General features: G+C 67.7%; 16 protein-coding genes. 8 read left to right on the top strand and 8 right to left on the bottom strand.

The genetic code is table 11. The features are described from left to right. The first annotated feature begins 53 nt into the window (after nucleotides 1-53). The 4 genes from ABD727_RS08205 to ABD727_RS08190 are packed head-to-tail and all read left to right on the top strand — an operon-like array spanning nucleotide 54 to nucleotide 5,549. Complete coding sequence (locus tag ABD727_RS08205; protein WP_344706895.1) at nucleotides 54-749, top strand: polysaccharide biosynthesis/export family protein; 696 nt, start codon at nucleotides 54-56, stop codon at nucleotides 747-749. Nucleotides 750-790: 41 nt separating this feature from the next. After that, nucleotides 791-3,004, top strand: coding sequence for a GumC family protein (locus ABD727_RS08200; RefSeq protein WP_344706894.1), 2,214 nt, complete (start codon nucleotides 791-793; stop codon nucleotides 3,002-3,004). 50 nt (nucleotides 3,005-3,054) lie between these two features. Next, nucleotides 3,055-4,179, top strand: coding sequence for a tetratricopeptide repeat protein (locus ABD727_RS08195; protein ID WP_344706893.1), 1,125 nt, complete (start codon nucleotides 3,055-3,057; stop codon nucleotides 4,177-4,179). After that, the gene (locus ABD727_RS08190) at nucleotides 4,176-5,549 is read left to right on the top strand and encodes an O-antigen ligase family protein (RefSeq protein WP_344706892.1); all 1,374 of its coding nucleotides are present in this window, start codon (nucleotides 4,176-4,178) and stop codon (nucleotides 5,547-5,549) included. Before ABD727_RS08195 ends, ABD727_RS08190 begins: the two co-directional genes overlap by 4 nt. Here the strand turns inward: ABD727_RS08190 and ABD727_RS08185 are convergent. Further along, a complete protein-coding gene (locus ABD727_RS08185; protein ID WP_344706891.1) occupies nucleotides 5,539-6,576 on the bottom strand; it encodes a nucleotidyltransferase family protein in 1,038 nt (345 codons plus the stop codon). The two genes, ABD727_RS08190 and ABD727_RS08185, sit on opposite strands and share 11 nt — an antisense overlap. Before the next feature lie 50 nt (nucleotides 6,577-6,626). Here ABD727_RS08185 and ABD727_RS08180 point away from each other — a divergent pair, with 50 nt between their 5' ends. Both ABD727_RS08180 and ABD727_RS08175 read left to right on the top strand, forming a co-directional pair. Further along, entirely contained in the window at nucleotides 6,627-7,034 is a 408-nt protein-coding gene (locus tag ABD727_RS08180) for a lasso peptide biosynthesis B2 protein (RefSeq protein ID WP_344706890.1), read from the top strand. Continuing rightward, nucleotides 7,025-7,891, top strand: a complete 867-nt coding sequence (locus tag ABD727_RS08175) for a hypothetical protein (protein ID WP_344706889.1) — start codon at nucleotides 7,025-7,027, stop codon at nucleotides 7,889-7,891. The genes ABD727_RS08180 and ABD727_RS08175 overlap by 10 nt, the downstream gene beginning before the upstream one ends. Here ABD727_RS08175 and ABD727_RS08170 read toward each other — a convergent pair. The 4 genes from ABD727_RS08170 to ABD727_RS08155 form a co-directional block, all read right to left on the bottom strand. Next, nucleotides 7,818-9,095, bottom strand: a complete 1,278-nt coding sequence (locus tag ABD727_RS08170) for a multidrug effflux MFS transporter (RefSeq protein WP_344706888.1) — start codon at nucleotides 9,093-9,095, stop codon at nucleotides 7,818-7,820. The genes ABD727_RS08175 and ABD727_RS08170 overlap by 74 nt on opposite strands. Nucleotides 9,096-9,110: 15 nt before the next feature. Next, complete coding sequence (locus ABD727_RS08165; protein WP_344706887.1) at nucleotides 9,111-9,899, bottom strand: HAD-IIA family hydrolase; 789 nt, start codon at nucleotides 9,897-9,899, stop codon at nucleotides 9,111-9,113. A gap of 1 nt (nucleotide 9,900) precedes the next feature. Beyond that, nucleotides 9,901-11,208 carry a dicarboxylate/amino acid:cation symporter gene (locus ABD727_RS08160; protein WP_344706886.1) on the bottom strand — a complete coding sequence of 436 codons (1,308 nt, stop codon included), beginning with the start codon at nucleotides 11,206-11,208 and terminating at the stop codon, nucleotides 9,901-9,903. Nucleotides 11,209-11,309: 101 nt separating this feature from the next. Beyond that, complete coding sequence (locus tag ABD727_RS08155; protein WP_344706885.1) at nucleotides 11,310-13,337, bottom strand: elongation factor G; 2,028 nt, start codon at nucleotides 13,335-13,337, stop codon at nucleotides 11,310-11,312. A 138-nt stretch (nucleotides 13,338-13,475) separates the two neighbouring features. Between ABD727_RS08155 and ABD727_RS08150 the strand changes: the two genes are divergently transcribed. After that, nucleotides 13,476-14,714, top strand: a complete 1,239-nt coding sequence (locus ABD727_RS08150) for a YihY/virulence factor BrkB family protein (protein WP_344706883.1) — start codon at nucleotides 13,476-13,478, stop codon at nucleotides 14,712-14,714. A gap of 42 nt (nucleotides 14,715-14,756) precedes the next feature. Here the strand turns inward: ABD727_RS08150 and rpoH are convergent, their stop codons facing one another. Beyond that, entirely contained in the window at nucleotides 14,757-15,662 is a 906-nt protein-coding gene (gene rpoH, locus ABD727_RS08145) for an RNA polymerase sigma factor RpoH (RefSeq protein ID WP_344706882.1), read from the bottom strand. A gap of 62 nt (nucleotides 15,663-15,724) precedes the next feature. Continuing rightward, nucleotides 15,725-16,681, bottom strand: a complete 957-nt coding sequence (locus tag ABD727_RS08140; RefSeq protein ID WP_344706881.1) for an RluA family pseudouridine synthase — start codon at nucleotides 16,679-16,681, stop codon at nucleotides 15,725-15,727. A 306-nt stretch (nucleotides 16,682-16,987) separates the two neighbouring features. On the opposite strand from ABD727_RS08140, the gene ABD727_RS08135 reads away from it, so the two are divergent. Further along, complete coding sequence (locus tag ABD727_RS08135; protein WP_344706880.1) at nucleotides 16,988-17,614, top strand: histidine phosphotransferase family protein; 627 nt, start codon at nucleotides 16,988-16,990, stop codon at nucleotides 17,612-17,614. Between the two features lie 48 nt (nucleotides 17,615-17,662). Here ABD727_RS08135 and ABD727_RS08130 read toward each other — a convergent pair whose 3' ends face one another. After that, nucleotides 17,663-18,649, bottom strand: a complete 987-nt coding sequence (locus tag ABD727_RS08130) for an NAD(P)/FAD-dependent oxidoreductase (protein WP_344706879.1) — start codon at nucleotides 18,647-18,649, stop codon at nucleotides 17,663-17,665. Between the last annotated feature and the right edge of the window lie 43 nt (nucleotides 18,650-18,692).

Genomic DNA, 18,692 nt, shown 5'->3' with positions numbered 1-18,692 from the left:
ATGAGAGTCGTTACACTATCGTCATGGCAGGGGTGCGAAGGGAAAGTATGAACATGCGTCGAAGCGTCGTGCTGAAGGTGCCGGTCGTCGCGGCGGCCGTGCTGCTGGTGTCCGCCTGTGCCGACAAGCCGGGCGGGCCGATCCCCTATAACGTCGCGCTTCCGCCGCCCGATCAGCCCAAGCTGCTGACGCTCGAGCAGAACTATCGCATTGCGCCGCTCGACACGCTGACCGTCAACGTCTTCCGCCAGAAGGATCTTTCCGGCGAATATGAGGTGGATCTCACCGGCAAGATCAGCATGCCGCTGATCGGCGCGATCGATGCCGCCGAGCTGACGACCGCACAGCTCGACGAGCGCCTGACTCAGGCGCTCGGAGCGCGCTACTTCGTCAACCCGGACGTGGCTGTCGGGGTCAAGGCCTCGACCCGCCGCAGCGTCACGGTCGACGGCTCGGTCAAGCAGAGCGGTTCCTTCCCGGTCAACAGCGCCTTGACCCTGCTTCAGGCCGTTGCGCTGTCGGGTGGTCCGAGCGAGGACGCCAATCTTCGCCGCGTCGCGGTGTTCCGGACCGTTGGCGGACAGCGCCAGGCGGCGGCCTTCGACCTCCAGGCGATTCGCCGCGGCCAGGCTCAGGATCCTTCGGTTTTCCCGGGTGATATCATCGTCGTCGACGGTTCGAGCGTGAAGGCGACCCAGAAGAAGATCCTCAGCAATCTGCCGATCCTCTCGATTTTCCGACCGTTCTAGGTCATGGCCCCGGGCCGACTACCCCAAGGAATATTGACCTCGTGAATCGCGATCTCGCCTTCAGCCCCGACGGGCGCGTGCCGGCAAACCGCTCGGATCTGCCGGCCATCGCCGCGCCGAGGATGCCGAACAGCGGCCGCACTCCGCACCACATGCCGCAGCTCGATCTTGCGACCGTGCTCAAGATCCTGCGCGAATGGCGCTGGCTGATCCTTGCCGCCGCGGTGCTCGGCCTGGCGGGCGGGATCATCATCACGATGCTGACCACCCCGCTGTATCGCTCGTGGGTCACGCTCGAGGTCAATCCTCCCAAGTTCGAGGTCATCGGGCAGGACAAGGACGTGCAGGACCAAAGCCTGCAGTCGTGGGACTTCATCGCGACCCAGGTCGGGCTGCTGCAGAGCCGGGCGGTTGCCGAGCGCACCGCGCAGGACCTCAATCTCGCCAGCAACCCGGCGGTTGCCGGAAGCGCCGGGTCGATCGAGGATCGTCTCAAGGCGGCCACCTCGGTCGTTGCGGGCGGCCTTGCCGTCACGCCGCCCGAGGAAGGCACGCTGATCCGCTACAGCTATACGTCGGCCAATCCGCAGCTCGCGGCGACGATCGCGAACGGCGTCGCCGACAGCTTCATCAACGCCGGGCTCCAGCGCCGCTTCGAGAGCTCGGCCTATGCGCGACAGTTCCTCGAGCGGCAGATCAACAAGACCCGCACCGACCTCGAACGCAGCGAGCGCCAGCTTGCCCAATACGCGCAGGCCGAGGGCATCATCACGCTCAGCGGCGGCTCCGCCGGAGGAAGCAACTCGCCCGAAGCCGGCAACTCGCTCCAGGGCGAGACACTCGGCGCGCTCAACAGCGCGCTCGCCGAGGCCACCGCTCGCCGCGTCTCGGCCGAGGGTGCCTACCGCGCAGCCGCGGCGTCGGGCCCGACCGCCGACGTCAACACCTCGACGCAGGGGTTGCGCAACACGCGCGCCGCGCTCGAGGCCGAATATAGTGACAAGGCAACGACGCTGAAGCCGGATCATCCCGAGATGCTCAGCCTGCGCTCGCGCATCGGCGAGCTCAACCAGCAGATCGCCCGTGAAGCCTCGCAGGTCAGCGCTGGCCGCTCGAACACGCTCGCCCAGGAATATCGCGGTGCCGTCGCCGCCGAGCGCGCGCTCCAGAGTCGGGTCAACAGCCTCAAGGGGCAGGTCCTCGACCTGCGTGGCCGAAGCGTCCGCTACGCCATCCTCCAGCGCGACGTCGACACCAATCGCAGCCTCTACGACGCGCTTCTGCAGCGCTACAAGGAAATTGGCGTCGCTGGCGGCGTCGGCACTTCGCCGATCTCGATCGTCGACCGCGCCGAAGTGCCTGGCGCTCCGTTCAAGCCCAACCTCCCGATCAACCTCCTTGCCGGCCTCGCCGTCGGTCTGCTCGCTGGTCTTGGCGGCGCAGTCGGTCTCGAGCTGCTCCGCGACACGATCCGCACTCGCGACGACCTGCGCAACAAGCTCGGGCTTGCCTGCGTCGGCCAGATCCCGAAGCGGGTCACTAAGGGCGACTTCGTCGAGGATCTCAAGGATCCAAGCTCGGCGGTGTCCGAAGCGTACAGCGCCACCGCAGCGGCGCTTCGCTTCTCGACCGAGCATGGTGCTCCGCGCACCTTGATGGTCACGTCGACCGCACCGGCAGAAGGAAAGTCGTCGAGCGCGCTCGCGCTGTCGCAGAACTTTGCCCGTCGCGGCTATTCGGTGCTGCTGATCGATGCCGATCTCCGCAAGCCGAGCTTCCGTGCCGCCGACGAGCATATCGGCCTGACCAAGCTCCTCACCAACGACGAGGACGTGATGGCGCACACCGCGCCGACCCAGTTTGAGAACCTCTCGCTGCTGCCTTGCGGGCCGCTTCCGCCAAATCCGGCCGATCTCCTTTCGACCAGCCGCTTCGCGATGATCCTCGAGGAAGCTCTGCAGCACTATCAGATGGTGATCATCGACTCCCCGCCGGTGCTCGGCCTCGCCGACGCCCCGCTGATCGCGCACACCGTCAACAATGTGCTGTTCGTGGTGGAAAGCGGACGCACCCGGACCCGACAGGCCGCCGAGGCGCTCAACCGTCTCGAAGGCTCGGGCGCGCACCTGCTCGGTGGGCTCCTGACCAAGGCGGTCGAGAATGAAGGCAATTACGGTTATTACAACTATCGCTACGGCGCGATGAGCGACCGTCGCGAGAAGATTGCGATGATCCCGCACCATCAAGAGGCCTGATGTCTCTGGCGGGGGCTAGCGGGCGGTCGGTGTGGCATTGGGCGGGAGCGTTGCTCCTGCTCCTGCTCGCCGGCCAGGCGGTGCGGACGGCCATTGTCACGACGCAGGAAGAGCGCCGCCCGGCGCTCGCTCGCGCGGTGTGGCCATCCTATCCACCGCTGCTGTTCAACCAGGCCCTGGCCGGAATCGGCGCTGCCGCCCGCGAAGGCAGGGCGCCTGATCCGGGGCTTCTCGCGGACATCGAGCGCGGCTCGCTTGGTGCGCCGCTCGCGGTCGAGCCGCTTCTGGTGAAGGCCACTGCGCAGCTAGCTGCGGGGCAGAGCCAGCCCGCCGAAGCGCTGCTCAGGGCCGCTGTAAGGCAGGATCCCCGCGCGCCGGCTGCCCGCTTCCTCCTTGCCGACCTCTACATCCGCCAGGAGCGGCTGGGCGATGCCATGATCCAGCTGACGGCGCTCGATCGCCGCGTCGGCGGCATCTCCAACGGCTTCGCACCGGCGGTCGCGCGCTATCTCGGTCAACCCGGAGCCCTGCCCAAGGTCGCGCCGGTGCTTGCCTCCAATCCGCCGCTTCGTCGCGCGGTGCTCCAGGAGCTGAGCACCGATGCAAAGGCGGATCCCCTGCTGCTGGCACTCGCGCGCCGGGGCGACCTTGCCGAGGTTTGGCTTGCCCAGGCGTTCGAACGCCTTCTGGCAGCGGGCAACATACCCGCTGCTCGCGCCCTTTATGCCAAGGCTGGCGGCGCGCCGACCGGTGGGCTTACCCGCTGGAGCGGCTCCGACCAGGGCGGCCCGCTTACCTGGCGCTTCAATCCCTCGCCGAGCGGTGCGATCGAGAGCCAGGCCGGCGGCCCGATGCAGATCATCTATTACGGGCGCGAGGAAGCGACGCTTGCCGTCCACCTTCTCCTGCTCCCGCCCGGCAACTACGTGCTCGACCAGCGCGTCACTGGCGAGGTCCCCGCGGGGACCCTCGAGTGGCGGCTGGTCTGTGTCTCCGACAGCCGCTCGCTGGGTGTCGTTCCGGTCGCCAGCGGCGCTGGACGGGGAGCACTGACCATCCCGGCCAACTGCCCCGCCCAGCGTCTCCAGCTGTTCGGACGGCCTGGTGAGTTTCCGAAGACGATCAACGCCGCGATTTCGTCGGTGACCCTCCAGCAGGCGGGAGCCGCGCGATGATCCGCCGAAGCCTTCGCCAGTCTCTGGTGCCGCTGTTCGTGCTCGCCTGCCTGCTGCTTGGCGGGAGTCCGCAGGGCGTATGGCGCAACCTTGCGCTGCAGCTTGCCGCGATCGCGATGATCGCCTGGGCGCTGCTGTCGAGCCGGCGTACCGTGCCGACGCCCGGCGGTCGCTTCCTGCTGCTGCTCTCGGGACTGTGGTTCCTGCTGGTTCTGCTGCAATTGGTGCCGCTCCCACCCGGCCTGTGGAGCGCGCTTCCAGGCCGCGCCCCTGTGGCCGAGGCCTTCACGCTGCGCGGCCAGCCGCTGCCGTGGCTTCCGCTGAGCCTCGCGCCGGCGGCGACGGCCTCGATCCTCCCGATCATGGCCGTGCCGCTGGCGATCCTCGCGGCGATGCTGTGGCTTGGCGCCTACCGCTCACGCTGGTGCGTCTTCGCTCTCATGGTCGGCACGTTCGGCTCGGTGGTCCTTGGCGCGCTGCAACTGACCAGCGGCGGACCCTATCTCTACCCCATCTACAACACTGGAGCGGCAACCGGCCTCTTCGCCAACGCCAACCACCAGGGCAGCCTGTTGCTGGTGACCATGCCGTTCCTCGCGGCGATCATCGGCGGCGAGCAGAAGAAGCGCGGCCGGATCGGCACCGAGGCGCTGAGCCGCCTGCTGATCTCGGTCGGTGGCCTGGCCGTCGTCCTGCTCGGGCTTGCGCTCAATGGCTCGACCGCGGCGCTGCTGCTGGCCGTGCCGGTCGGCCTTGCCTGCTTCGCGGTCGCGGTACCGGGCGTGTGGCGCAAGCGCCGGCTGGTCGGCGCGGTTGCGGGACTCTTGCTGCTCGCCGGCGCGGCCGGGCTCGGCATCTTCGGCAAGGCCGGATCGGAATCGACCAGCGTCACCACGCGGGCCGACATTTACCAGAAAACCGCCGCCGCAATCGGCGACAGTTTCCCTGCCGGTACTGGGCTGGGCAGCTTTGAATCATACTACCGGATGTACGAGGACCCTGCCGCGGTCGATCGCTACTTCGTCAATCATGCGCACAGCGATCCTCTTGAGTGGGTGCTCGAGACGGGCCTGCCGGGAACGCTGCTGCTGGTCGCCTTCCTCCTCTGGTGGTTCCGCCGTTCGTGGAAGATCTGGCGGGCGGAGCAGAAGGACCTCATGGCGCTTGCCGGGACCATCGGCTCGGCCGCGCTGCTGGCCCACAGTCTTGTCGACTATCCGCTTCGCGACGCCGCGCTTCAGGCGCTGTTCGCGCTGTGTCTCGCCTTCATGTGCGATCCGCGGAGCCATGCGCAGGCGAAGAGCGAGCCCCGGCGCGGGCGCTCGGCCCGGCACCTGTCGCTTGAAGACGATGTCGCAGTCAGCGGATGAGCGCGGCGCCGAGCTGGCGCCAAAGTTCGCTCAGGAAGAAGTGGGATCCAGGTGCCATCAGCAGCTGCGCTCGGTGAATGCCAAGCGTCCCGAAGCGCCGCTCGGTCGGTTCGCGCGGATTCTCGATCTGCGCGAGGCTGAGCTTGACGATCTTTGCCGCGCCGCCGTCGACCCAGAGATTCTCCGGAACCCGCGTCCCGAACAGGCGGTGGGAGAGGGCGAGCGCGGCGGTGACGGTGCGTCCGGCTCCCAGCCGCGGCGCCTCGTCGGCGAGCGTGTCGAGCGCGGCCGGGGAGAGCTGGTGGACCAGCGCGGCGAACTCCGCCAGCCACTTCAGCCGGAACCAGGCGCTCGAGGTGCCATGCACCGCGAGGTAAGGCAGGCGCAGCCGGTCGGGCAGGGTCGGAAGGCTGATCGCGCCGACGATCGGGACCATGACCGGGCTCATCGTCGCGGCGACCTGCGGCAGAAGACCCGGATGGTCGGCGACGCGGCTGTGCAGGTCGAGCATGATCCCGTCGTCGTTCCGCCAGACGCTCTCCTTGTGGCTGCGATGCCAGTCGCTGGGATCGACCGACGGGTCGGGAAGTTCCTGAACGTAGCCGAGCCCCGCCAGAACCGTCGCGGCCTTGGCGATGCCCTGCGGCATGACCAGCAGGTCGATATCGATCTGCCGCTTGATCAGCGGGTCGCCCCAGGCCAGCCGACCGAGCGCCTGTCCCTTGAGGAACAGATGCGGCAGCGAGGCGCGGGCGAAGGCGGCGGTCAGGCGGCCGCTCTCCACCGCCATGCGAAGCCCGTCGGCAGCGATCTTCTGCGAGTCAGCGGCCAGCGGCGCGGTGCCCGGAAGCATGACGCTGCACGCCTTGAGCGCGCGCCACACCACGCCTTCGACCCGGTGGCGGCGCGCAAGCTCGCTCAGCCGTGCCCCGTCCGCATCCTTCAGCAAACGGCGCAGCCCGTCGCTTTCGCCGCCCTCGTAACCGAAGCGGCAGCAGGCGATCAGAAGGGTAAGGCTCGGCTCCATGCCCCTGTCCATAGAGGGGATGCGGCGACCTGCAACCTGAGGGCTCCGGCATGGGAGTGATCGCCGCGCTTCGCCGTCGCTCTTCCGCTGAGCGCCGCCTGCTTGCCGAAGCAGCCCTGCTCCTGCCGTTCGCGGCGGCCGCAATCCGCATGCGGCCATTCGCGCAGACCGTCGCCTTTGGCGCCGTGCCGCTCGGCGCACACAGGGCGGATGAGGTGCGCGACATCACCCGCGCGGTGGCCGCCGCGGCTCGCCACATGCCGTTTCGTTCGATGTGCTTCGAGCAGGGCCTCGCGGTGCAGCGGATGCTTCGCCGGCGCGGGCAGGACGCGCGTCTGCATTATGGGATCGCGCCTGGGGCCAAGCTCGAGGCGCATGTCTGGATCAGCCTCGGCGACCAGATCATCCATGGCGGCGAGACCGCACCGCGCTTTCGCGAGGTCGGCCAGTGGCCCTGACCCGAGCGCGCCTGTTCGGCCTGACGATCGAAAGCGACATGGCGCTTCCCGGGCTGCTTGCGGCTGACGCCCACGCCCCGACGGATGTCACCGTCCGTCGCGGCTCGATCGAGGGCGAGCCCGATCTTGTCACGGAGGGCGGAAACTTCCAGGTACGTGACGGCCGCGAGATCCTGATCGAGGCCGACTCGGCGATCCCCGAAAGCAATATTAGGCTCTACCTGCTGGGCAGCGCCATGGGCCTCATCCTCCATCAGCGCGGCATCTTCCCGCTCCATGCCAACAGCGTCGAGGTGGCGGGACGCGCAATCGCGGTCTCGGGCTGGTCTGGCGCGGGCAAATCGACCCTCGCGGCCTGGTTTCATGACCGCGGGCACCGGCTGATCGGCGACGACGTCTGCGTCCTCGTGCCGGGCGACGGATCGGTCATCGCCCATCCCGGCGTACCCCGCCTGCGACTGTGGGGCGAGGCGATCGATCTCACCGGACGCAGTCGCGAGGGCCTCGAACGCGCCTACGCCGGCGAGGAATGGGACAAGTGGGACGTACCGGTCGACTCAGGGGTCGTCGCCGAGGGTCTCGCGCTCGGAGCCATCTATGTGCTCGAGGACGCAGCCGAACTGGCGATTGAGCCGCTGACCGGGGCAGCGGCCGCCGAAGCGCTGTTCGCCAATACCTACCGCGGCGGCTATGTAGGCCAGGCCGGCGCCCCAGGACACTGGCGGACAGTCACCCGGTTGCTGGGACTGGTGCCGATGTTCCGCCTGCGGCGGCCGTTTGACCTTACTCTGCGGGATGCGCTCGGAGAGATGCTGCTCGCGCACGCGACCGCTGCAGTGGCTCGAACAGTCGGCTAGGCTCGGTCAGCAGGACCAGCGCCACGCCGAGGGCACCGCAAATGGCGAGTCCCCAAAGGAATGGCAGCTGCGTGCCGTTGAACGCCTGCCCGATCGCGAACCCGCCGATGGCGGCGAGAATGCTGCTGATTACGCCCTGAAGCGACGAGGCCATGCCGGCGACCGACGCCATCCGCTCCATCGCCAGCGTGTTCATGTTGGCGGCGCAGAAGGAGAAGCTCGCCAGCACGAGCGCCTGACCGACGATGAAGCCAATGAGGTTCTCGCCAACGAATGTCGCCACCAGGGCATGGCTGAGCGCCAGCAGCGCGAACACCGCAACACCGCTGTGCGCGACGAAGCGCAGTCCGAAGCGTCCGACGAGCTTGCTGTTGGTGAAGCTCGCCAGCGCCATCGGTGCGGCCACTGCGCCGAACACCAGCCCGATCAGTTCGGGTCGGCGGAAAACGTCGAACACGATTTGCTGAATCGACGAGATGTAGGCGATGAGGCCGGTGAAGAGGGCCGTCTGGGCAAGCGTGTAGCCGATCGACTGGCGATCGCTCAAGACCGCCCGGGCGCCCTCGGCAAGGTCGCTGAGGCCAAGAGTGCGCCGATTCGCGGGCGCAAGCGTCTCGGGCAGGCGGAAGAAGCTCCACAAGCCGATCATCAGTCCGTAGCCGCCGAGTGCCCAGAAGATCGTCTGCCAAGGGCCAACAGTGAGGATCAGTTGCCCGATGCTCGGTGCGACTACCGGGATGACCATGAAGACCATCGCGACGAGGCTCATTACCCGCGCCATCGCCTCGCCCTCGAACAGGTCGCGGACCATGGCCATGACCAGCACCCGCGAAGAGGCCGCGGCGGCGCCCTGCAATGCGCGCCCGACGATCAGCGCATCGAAGGTGGGGGCAAAGGAGCAGAAGAAGGACAAAGCGGTGTAGATCGCAATTCCGGCGCCAAGCACCGGCTTGCGCCCGAAGCGGTCGGCCAGGGGGCCCCAGAAGAGCTGTCCGAACCCGAAGCCCAGCGTGTAGGCGACGATGATCAGCTGGCGCTTGTTCTCCTCCGTCACCCCGAGGTGGCCGGCGATGTCAGCGAGCGCCGGGATCATCGCGTCGATGCCCACGGCATTGAGCGCCATCAGCCCGGCGAGGAGCGCGATGGTCTCACGCGCGCCGGGGCGCGGCCCGGAGCCGAGCGGGGAGGAGTGAAGTGATACCATGACGGGAAGGCTGCCTTACGCGCCGGCCCCGCCAGATGTTCCAAGGCCTTCGACGGTTCCGACCGGCCGCCAGTCACCTGGGAAGGCCGGTTCCTCGCCCGAGTGAATACCACCGGCGATGAACAGTCCGTCGATCCCGTAGGCCGCTGCCCCCGCCATGTCGGTCAGCAGACCGTCGCCGACTGCAAGCACGGACGCTCGGTCTGTCACTCCGGCGAGCGCCAGCGCATGGTCGTAGATTGCCGCATAGGGCTTGCCGTACCAGGCGGTCCGGCCGCCCAGTTCCTCATAGGCGTCGGCAAGCGCCCCGGCGCAGACCATCACCTCGCCCTGGTGATGGACGATGCGGTCGGGGTTGAGGCAGTGGAGCAGCACGTCGGCGGCGCGCCACTCGGCCAGCCGCGCGGCGTAGTCGGCGACCGTTTCCCCGCTTTCGAGACCGGCACAGGCGAGTTCGTCGAAGTCTCCCTCGGCGACGATCAGCCCGCGGGCGGTCAGGTCGCGGCGATCGTCGTCCGTGCCGCAGAAGCCGACCGGGCGTCCGCGCACCGCCGCAAGCCCGGCTTCGCCGGCAGTGACGATCCCGTCGTCGAGCGAGCGATCAAGCCCAAGCCGGTCGAGCTGGTCGCGGATCGCATCGGCGCTGCGCGGGGCATTGGTGACGAACAGCACCGTCCGGCCCTGCGCCTTCCAGGCGCCGAGAGTCTCCTCCACCCCGTCGAAGATGCGCCAGCCGTCATGGACGCAGCCCCACAGGTCGCAGAGGATCAGCCGGTAGCGCTCCGGCAGCGATCGGGGGTGCACCTCAGACGGTCGGCGGCGGCGGCGGCACGTGGCTGGGTGCCGGGGCATGCTCGATGATCGGCGATTCCTCTACGTCGAGCGGGCCTTCCCACTTGGCCACCAGCACGCTCGCGACCGCATTGCCGACGACATTGGTCGCCGAGCGGCCCATGTCGAGGAAGTGGTCGACCGCGAGGATGAGCAGCAGCCCGGCCTCGGGGATATTGAACATCGCCAGGCTGCCCGCGATCACCACCAGGCTGGCGCGCGGAACGCCGGCAATCCCCTTGCTGGTGATCATCAGGGTCAGCAGCAGCAGGATTTCCTGCCCGATGCTGAGGTCGATGCCATAGGCCTGCGCGATGAAGATCGTCGCGAAGGTCATGTACATCATCGAGCCGTCGAGATTGAACGAATAGCCCAGCGGAAGGACGAAGCTGGCGATCCGCGGCGGAACGCCGAACTTGTCGAGCGCCTCGAGGGTCCGCGGATAGGCCGCCTCGGACGAGGCGGTCGAGAAGGCGAGGACCAGCGGATCGCGGATGTAGCGGCCGAGATGCGTCACCCGGCTTCCAACCGCGAGGAAGGCGACGCCGAACAGCAGCAGCCAGAGGATGAGCAGGCCGAGATAGAAGCTTCCGATGAACTGGCCGAAGGTGATGATGACGCTCGGGCCGTTCTCGGCGATCGATGCGGCGACTGCGGCGAAGACCGCGATCGGCGCCAGCCGCATCACATAGCCGGTCACGACCAGCATCACCTCGACGAGGCCCTCGACGGCGCGGACCAGCGGCTTGGCCTTCTCGCCGACCGCAGTGATGGCGACGCCGATGAAGAGCGAGAAGATGACGATCTGCAGGATCTCGTTCTCGGCCATCGCCTGGATGCCCGAAGCCGGGACGACGTGGGTGACGAACTTGGCGAGGTCGAAGTTCGACGTGTCGACTCCGCTCGCAGCATTGACCGGCGGAAGCGGCAGGTTGAGCCCGACGCCCGGTTGGAGGGTGTTCACCAGGATCAGGCCCAATGTCAGCGAGATGAGGCTGGCGGTGATGAACCAAGCCATCGTCCGGGCACCGACGCGGCCGAGCGCCGCGGTGTCGCCCATGTGCGCGACGCCTGCGACCAAAGTGGCGAAGACCAGCGGGGCGATGATCATCTTGATCAGTCGGAGGAAGAGGGTGGTGACGATCCCGAAGTAGCCGGCGATCTCCTCGAGCTGGGCCTTGCCCTCAGGGGTGGCGTCACCGACTCCGGCGTTGATCGCCCAGCCGGTAAACAGGCCGAGGACGAGGGCCGCCAGGATGTACCAGGTCAGGCGTTTGGCCACGAAGCAATCTCCTCACGCGTCGTTGCGAGGCGCGTGAGCGCCGAAGCAATCCAGTTGGATGCTGGATTGCTTCGCTTCGGCCAGCATTACAAGTCCGACTGTCAGGCGTGCTCGACCTCGCGGCCTCTCACCACCTTCTCCGCCAGCGAGCCATTGAGCTCGGCCAGATGGTCGAACTCGGCCTCGTAGGTCGCCAGTCCCTGGCTCAAGGAGCGCAATTCGCCTTCCAGCCCGTGAAGCTCGGCCTCCGGAACCAGCGCCTCGACCCGATCCCAGCCCGCCCAGCCGTCCCGAGGCCCAAGGCCGAGCACTTGGCCACGGCGAGAGGCGAGCGCCGAGCTGACCTTGCTGGTCGCACCGGACGGCGTGACCACCGTCACCTTGTGGACGGGCTCGAGCAGATGGGGCGCGGCCTGCGACAGTGCTTCCTGCATTCCGATCCGCCCCGCGGTGCGGAAGGCGAGCTCGCTTGAATCGACGCTATGGTAGCTGCCGTCGCTGAGCGTCACCGCGACATCCACCACCGGGAAGCCGAGCGGCCCCTTGAGGCAGGCGTCCCGGACGCCCTGCTCAACCGCGGGGATATATTGCCGCGGGATGGCGCCGCCGTGGATGCTTTCGGTGAAGGCGATGCCCTGGCCGCGCGGCTGCGGCGAGACGTCGATCACCACGTCGCCGAACTGTCCGTGGCCGCCTGACTGCTTCTTGTGACGACCTCGAACCGTCACTCCGCGGCGGATTGATTCGCGATAGCCGACCTGCGGGCGGCTGGTGGTCACGGACACACCGTGGCGCCGCTTGAGCCTGGCGAGCGCAACGGTGAGCTGCTCCTCGTTGACCCCCGATAGCCGCAGCTCATGGCTCGCTTCGTCCTGTTCGACGAGGAGGGTCGGATCTTCCTCGGCCAGCTTATGGAGCGCACCCGAGAGCTTGACGTCGTCCCTGCGGTCGGTCGGTTGGATAGCCAGCCGCACATTGCGCGAGGGCAAGGCGAGGTCGGGCAGCGGCGGGAGCTTGCCCCGGCCGAACCACTCGCCAGCCCTCAGCGCGTCGGCCTTGGCGAGAGCTACCACCGCGCCTTCCGGCGCCGAGGAAAGCCGCTGGTTCTTGTCGCCCTGCAACGTGAACATGGCGCCGGGCTTGAAGGCGCGGCCCTCGCTTCCGGTCAGATCCTGCCCCTCGCTCAGCCCGCCGCCGAGCACCCGGCCGAACACCAGCCGCCCGAGCGCATGGCCGTGACTGACCTTGACGGTGAACAGCGCGGGCTCGCCGACGCCCAGCCGGCGGGCGGTTGATTCGGGGCCGGGTGCTTCGTGGCGCAGCGCCTTCATCAGCCGGCGCACTCCCCAACCGTTGGCGGCCGAGCCGAACAGCAGGGGCACGCCAAGATTCTCGCCGGTCTCGCGCGCGAGGTCGCCGAGGACGGTGTCGGCGTCGGGCGTCTCGTCCATCAACAGGGCCTCAAGTAGCGCGTCGTCATGGTCGGCGAGCTGCTCGAGCAAGCGGGTGCGGGCCTGCGCTTCGATGGCGTCGAGCTCGGCGGGCATCGGCACGCGCTCGGACGGCTTGCCCGAGCGATAGTGAAACGCCTGCTCCAGCGCGACGTCGACGAAGCCGGTGATCCTGTCGCCCTGCGTGATCGGGATCTGCCGGGCGATCAGCGGCGACACGCTCAGCGGCTGGAGCGCCGAGAGCAGCTCGCCGATCGAGCCGCGGGCGGAGTCGATGCGGTTGACGAAGATGAGGTGGGGGATGCCGAGTTCGTCGAGCATCCGCAGGTGCGGGGCGGCGAGGGGGGCTCGGCCGGGATCGGGATCGACCACGACGATTGCTAGGTCGGCGACGGCGAGGGCCCGGGCGCCGTCGGCCGCGAAGCCGTTTCCGCCGGGCAGGTCAAGCAGCACGAAGCGCTCGCCGAGCCATTCGAAATTCATGAGGTTGAGTTCGGTAGAGCCACCGCGCGCGCGTGCCTCGGGGCTGGAATCGCCGACGCTGGTACCCTGTCCAGTGTCCCCCTGCCGGTCGATCGTCCCGCTGGCGAACAGCATGGCCTCGGCAAGGCAGGTCTTGCCCGCGCCCGCAGGTCCCACCAGCGCGATGGCTCTGGTGCCGGATACAGCCTCATGCATATGTGACTCTCCTTCGTCCTGATGAAGGGCGGTGAGTCGCAGTGCCCGCGCCTCAGGGCCCGAGAGAGCTTCAGCGTCTGCCTCTTGCACGGGCTTGGCAAGGGGGAACGGCGCGGGTGCCGGGCGGTTGGGCGCAGCATGAACAGTAGCGCCTCCGTCACGCCCGCCGACCACGGCCGCTCCGCCGACAAGCCGAGCGAGATTCCGGGGCCGGGCTGGATCGAGATCGCCAAGCGGACATGGGCCGAAGTCGGCAAGGACAATGTCGGGATCGTCGCCGCTGGCGTCGCCTTCTACTTCTTCCTGGCACTGGTGCCGCTGCTCGGCGCGACGGTGCTGACCTACGGACTGTTCGCCTCGCCCGAAACCGTCGCCGAACAGGCAGCGAGCTTGACCAAGTTCGTTCCGGGCGAAGCGGCCAAGCTGATCGGCGACCAGCTGATGAGTGTTGTCGAGACTTCGGGCGGCAAGAAGGGCTTCGGACTGATCGCGGCGATCGCCGTCGCCTTCTGGGGCGCGCGCAATGCCGCCGGTGCGATCGTCACCGCCCTCAACATCGTCTACGAGGAAGAAGAGAAGCGCGGGATCGTCAAGACGACGCTGCTGGCACTGGCGATGACGCTCGGCGCGGTGGTGATGGCCGGAATGGTAGGGCTGGCGGTGACGGTGCTTGCGGGCATCGAGAAATTGCTGCCGACGGCCGGCGGGGCCGTGCAACTGCTGTTCAAGATCATCACGACGGTGGTCCTGGGGGGCATCGCCGCCGCCGCCGCGGCCACCCTCTACCGCTACGGGCCGAGCCGTGAGAAGGCGCGCTGGACATGGCTCACGCCGGGCTCGATCTTCTTCGCCGCGGTGTGGCTGCTGCTGACGCTGGCCTTCGGCTTCTACGTCAGCCAGTTCGGCAATTACGGTGCGACCTACGGGGCGCTGTCCTCGGTCGTGGTGCTGCTGACCTGGCTCTACCTGTCGGCCTACGTCCTCATCTTCGGAGCCGAGCTGAACAGCGAGATTGAGCACCAGACCGCCCGGGACACGACCGCCAAGGGAGGCGAGAAGCCGCTGGGGGCCCGCGGGGCCTGGAGCGCCGACCATGTCGCGGCAGGCAAGGACGGCGACCCCGACCCGCTCCCACGCGGCAAGCCGCAATCAGCTCCTGCACCTGTCCTTCCGGTCGGGGAGGCGAGGGAGCACATCTACCTGACCTCGCGGGTCACCAGCCGGGCAGGCTCGATGGCCGGTGCGCGCAGAATCTCGATGCTTTCGAGCGGTCTCGCGACGCTCGGGCTCGGCTTTCTCAAGACGCGTGGCAGGGAAAAGGCAGGCGCCGCCCTTCTAGTGACGGCCGCCGGCCTCGCCTTGCTCAAGCGGAGATAGTCTTCAAGACACCCTCCCCCTGCGTTCGCAGGACGACAGTGATCAGGCCGCGGGGAGCAGCCGTTGCTCGGTAGCCGACTTCATCAGCGCCGCCTGCAGCTTCTCGAAGGCGCGAACCTCGATCTGGCGAATTCGCTCGCGGCTGACGCCATAGACCTGCGACAACTCCTCGAGCGTCTTGGGCTCGTCGGACAGCCGGCGCTCGGTCAGGATGTGCTTCTCCCGGTCGTTGAGCGACTGCATGGCGCTGTTGAGCAGGGCATGGCGGACCTGCTTCTCTTCCTCGTCGGCAACCAGCTCGTCCTGAAGCGGACCGTTGTCGACGAGGAAGTCCTGCCACTGGCTCTCGGCCCCCTCGTCGCCCTTGAGCGGCGCGTTGAGGCTGGTGTCGCCGCCCATCGACATGCGGCGGTTCATCGAGATGACCTCGTCCTCGGTGACCCCGAGATCGGTCGCGATCTTGGTCACGTCAGCCGGCTTGAGGTCGCCCTCCTCGAAGGCGTCGATCTGATTCTTCATCCGGCGCAGGTTGAAGAACAGCTTCTTCTGCGCGGCGGTGGTGCCGATCTTCACCAAGCTCCACGAGCGCAGGATGAATTCCTGGATGCTCGCCCGGATCCACCACATGGCATAGGTGGCAAGGCGGAAGCCCCGGTCGGGCTCGAATTTCTTGACGCCCTGCATGAGGCCGATGTTGCCTTCGGAGATGAGCTCCGAGACGGGCAGGCCGTAGCCGCGGTAGCCCATAGCGATCTTGGCGACGAGGCGCAGGTGCGAGTTGACCAGCCGAGCCGCGGCATCGGTGTCGTTATGCTCGCGCCAGCGCTTCGCCAGCATGTATTCCTCTTCCGGCGCGAGGATCGGAAACTTCTTGATCTCAGCCAGATAGCGGTTGAGGCCGACTTCGCCGGCGCCCGCAGGAATGGAAAGTGCCTTTGCCTGTGCCATAGTCAGTTATCGCGTCCTATTCGGCCAAAGCGGTTTTCCCCACCGCCCTGACACATGTAACCCTATACCCCAAGCGCACTGAACAGTTCCTGCATATCCTGCGGAATGGCGCTTTCGAACGATAGACGGTCCTTTGTCACCGGATGCACGAAGCCCAGCCGGGCGGCATGGAGGGCCTGCCGCCGGAAGTTCAACCGGAGAAGCAATTCACGCAGCTTCTGCGCCGGAGCCCGGCCATAGACCGGGTCGCCGAGCAGCGGATGGCCGATGCTCGCCATGTGGACCCGGACCTGGTGGGTCCGCCCCGTCTCCAGCCGGCACTCGATCCGCGCTGCGGAATTGCTGATCCCAAGCACCTTATAGTGGGTCACCGCCCGCTTGCCGCGTCCTTCCTCGACAATCGCCATCTTCTTGCGGTCGTGCGAGGAGCGGGCGAGCGGCGCATCGACGCTGCCTTCCAGCTTGGCCGGGCGGCCACCGATTGCAGCGAGGTAGCGGCGCTCGATGCTGTGATCCTGGAACTGGCGGGCGAGACCCTCGTGGGCGACGTCGGTCTTGGCGACGACCAGCAGCCCGGACGTGTCCTTGTCGATCCGGTGGACGATCCCGGGCCTTGCGACCCCGCCGATCCCGCTCAGCCGGCCCGCGCAATGGTGGAGCAGGGCGTTGACCATGGTCCCGTCGAGATTGCCCGCGGCCGGGTGGACGACGAGGCCCGCCGGCTTGTCGACGACCAGCAGGTGGTCGTCCTCGAAGATGATCGCTAGAGGGATGTCCTGCGCTTCGGCGTCCGGCTCGGTCGCGAGCGGGACGGTCAGGCGAAACTGCTCGTCGCCGGAGACCTTGATCGCGGGATCGCGGACCAGCAGTCCCTCGCGCTCGAGCGAGCCGGCTCGGACGAGGCTTTTCAGTCGTTCGCGCGACATGGTCGGAAGTGCGTGGGCGAGAGCACGGTCGAGCCGCCAGCCCGCGTGTTCGGCGTCGAGCGCCACGTCGATGATGTCGGAGCCCCCGCTCATGCCCGACAGAGATGGGTCCGGGGCCAAATCGTTTCAAGGTCGCCCGTGCGACTCGCGCCGCGGGCCAAGGTCCAGACGTTCACCGGGTGAAGGTGTGGTGCGCGATCGATCTTGTGACCTGAAGGATCTTCGAACGAGGTCACGACGTCGACCCGGCGGAGCTACGCTCCTGTGACCGCGCGTCGGCGGGGAAGGATGCGGCAGAGGCGAAAGTCGGTCGCATCCCCGGCACTTGCCCACGCGAAATCCTACTAGGCAAGAGGCGGCGGGTTGCGCCGGGCGGCGGCATCCGCCACTTCACCGACCATGAACGCGATCGAACTTGCCAGCCTCTTGTGCTCGCGGCTCTGCCATGACCTGCTGTCGCCCGTCGGCGCGCTCAACAATGGCATCGAGCTGATGGCCGACGAGCAGGACCCCGAGATGCGCGAGCGCTGCCTCGAGCTGCTCGCCGAAAGCGCCCAGGCGAGTGCCGCCAAGCTGAAGTTCTTCCGCCTGGCGTTCGGAGCCGGCGGCGGCTTCGGCGAGGAGATCGACACCCGCGAGGCAAAGACCGCGCTCGAGGGGCTGTTCGGGGGCGAGAAGAAGATCACGCTCGGCTGGATGGTCAGCGCCGACAAGCTGCCCAAGGAAGCGATCAAGGTGCTGCTCAACCTTGCGCTGGTCGCGGGCGACGCGCTGGTCCGAGGCGGGCAGCTCGACGTCGGCGCCGAGCGCACCGGCAACGGCACCGAGATCGTGATCCGCGCCGAAGGCCCGCGTTTGCTGCTCGATCCCAACCTTCGCCAGGTGCTCGAGCGCGGCGCTACCGGCACGGTCGAGCCGCGTGCCGCCGGCGCCTGGCTCGCGCATGCGCTGATCCAGGAAGCGGGCGGCAAGCTCCAGCTGTCACCGGCGGACAGCCCGGTCCTGATGATCGGGGCGGCATTCTAAGTTTGTCGGCACTGTAGAAGTGCTGGCTCCTGCTTTCGCAGGGAAAAGCTAAGCCTCGCCTTCTTCCTCCATCTCGCGCTTCGTTTCACTTTCGGCGGGGACGACCGGCTGGCGGCGGAGGGGGCGTTTGGCGGCGAGGTCGTTGCGGATGGTGGTGGCGGCCTGGCCGCCTTCGCCCATCGCGTGGCTGATCTGGTCGAGCCCGTGGACGACGTCGCCGGCGGCGTAGAGGCCCTCGACGCTGGTCCGCATCTTGTCGTCACAGACGAGGCAGCAGTCCTCCGGGTTAATCTTCGCTCCCACCATCTCGGCCAGCGCCGTGTGGGTATCGCTCCCGAGTGCCGGATAGATGCTGTCAAAGCTCAACAGGCCCTGTGCGGTGTCGACCGTGATCCCGTTTTCAATGCAGCCGATCGCCTCGGCCGGACCGTCGACAAGGGTAACCCCAGCCTCCTCGAGCTTGCTTCGGTCCTCCTCGGGGAGGTCGAGCGAGGCATCGGGAGCAATCAACGTAATGTCGGCGGTGTAGGAGCGCAGGAAGATCGCTTCGCCGACCCCGCCCTTGCCCGAGCCGATGACGCCGACGCGCTTGTCGGTCACTTCATAGCCGTCGCAGATCGGACAATAGCGGATCAGGCCGCGGCTCATCGCCTCGTCGTGGAGTTCGGGGTCCATCGGCGGCTTGCGGTTGGTGAGACCGGTGGCGAGCAGAACCGCTCGGGCGCGCATCGCGCCGGCGCCGCAGTCGGCCGAGAACAGTCCGTCCTCGTCCTTGTCGAGGCGGTGGACCCGGCCGGTCTCGATCTTCGTGCCATATTTCTGCGCCTGGGTGCGCATCAGCTCGAGCAGTTCCTTGCCGTTGATCCCGTCGGGGTAGCCGGCATGGTTGTGGCTGCACGGGATCCAGCTCGCCCGGCTCTTGCCCTCGTCGACGACGACGATGTCGAGGTGGAAGCGGGCAAGGTAGATGGCGGCGGTCAGCCCGGCGGGGCCGCCGCCGATGATCAGGACGTCGTGGGGTTCTTGGGTGGCCATGGGGCCGCAATGAGCGGTGTGGCTTGGCGGTTCCCTCGGGCGC

This window comes from Sphingomonas swuensis (assembly GCF_039538045.1).
Taxonomy (GTDB): domain Bacteria; phylum Pseudomonadota; class Alphaproteobacteria; order Sphingomonadales; family Sphingomonadaceae; genus Sphingomicrobium; species Sphingomicrobium swuense.
This window is presented reverse-complemented; position numbering and strand designations above follow the sequence as displayed.

What these genes read in the sequence shown, in the direction of transcription:
- ABD727_RS08205 (WP_344706895.1), top strand. Translation starts at nt 54, where the DNA reads ATGCGTCGAAGCGTCGTGCTGAAGGTGCCGGTCGTCGCGGCGGCCGTG.
- ABD727_RS08190 (WP_344706892.1), top strand. Translation starts at nt 4,176, where the DNA reads ATGATCCGCCGAAGCCTTCGCCAGTCTCTGGTGCCGCTGTTCGTGCTC.
- ABD727_RS08185 (WP_344706891.1), bottom strand. Translation starts at nt 6,576, where the DNA reads ATGGAGCCGAGCCTTACCCTTCTGATCGCCTGCTGCCGCTTCGGTTAC.
- ABD727_RS08180 (WP_344706890.1), top strand. Translation starts at nt 6,627, where the DNA reads ATGGGAGTGATCGCCGCGCTTCGCCGTCGCTCTTCCGCTGAGCGCCGC.
- ABD727_RS08170 (WP_344706888.1), bottom strand. Translation starts at nt 9,095, where the DNA reads ATGGTATCACTTCACTCCTCCCCGCTCGGCTCCGGGCCGCGCCCCGGC.
- ABD727_RS08155 (WP_344706885.1), bottom strand. Translation starts at nt 13,337, where the DNA reads ATGCATGAGGCTGTATCCGGCACCAGAGCCATCGCGCTGGTGGGACCT.
- ABD727_RS08150 (WP_344706883.1), top strand. Translation starts at nt 13,476, where the DNA reads ATGAACAGTAGCGCCTCCGTCACGCCCGCCGACCACGGCCGCTCCGCC.
- rpoH (WP_344706882.1), bottom strand. Translation starts at nt 15,662, where the DNA reads ATGGCACAGGCAAAGGCACTTTCCATTCCTGCGGGCGCCGGCGAAGTC.
- ABD727_RS08140 (WP_344706881.1), bottom strand. Translation starts at nt 16,681, where the DNA reads ATGAGCGGGGGCTCCGACATCATCGACGTGGCGCTCGACGCCGAACAC.
- ABD727_RS08135 (WP_344706880.1), top strand. Translation starts at nt 16,988, where the DNA reads ATGAACGCGATCGAACTTGCCAGCCTCTTGTGCTCGCGGCTCTGCCAT.
- ABD727_RS08130 (WP_344706879.1), bottom strand. Translation starts at nt 18,649, where the DNA reads ATGGCCACCCAAGAACCCCACGACGTCCTGATCATCGGCGGCGGCCCC.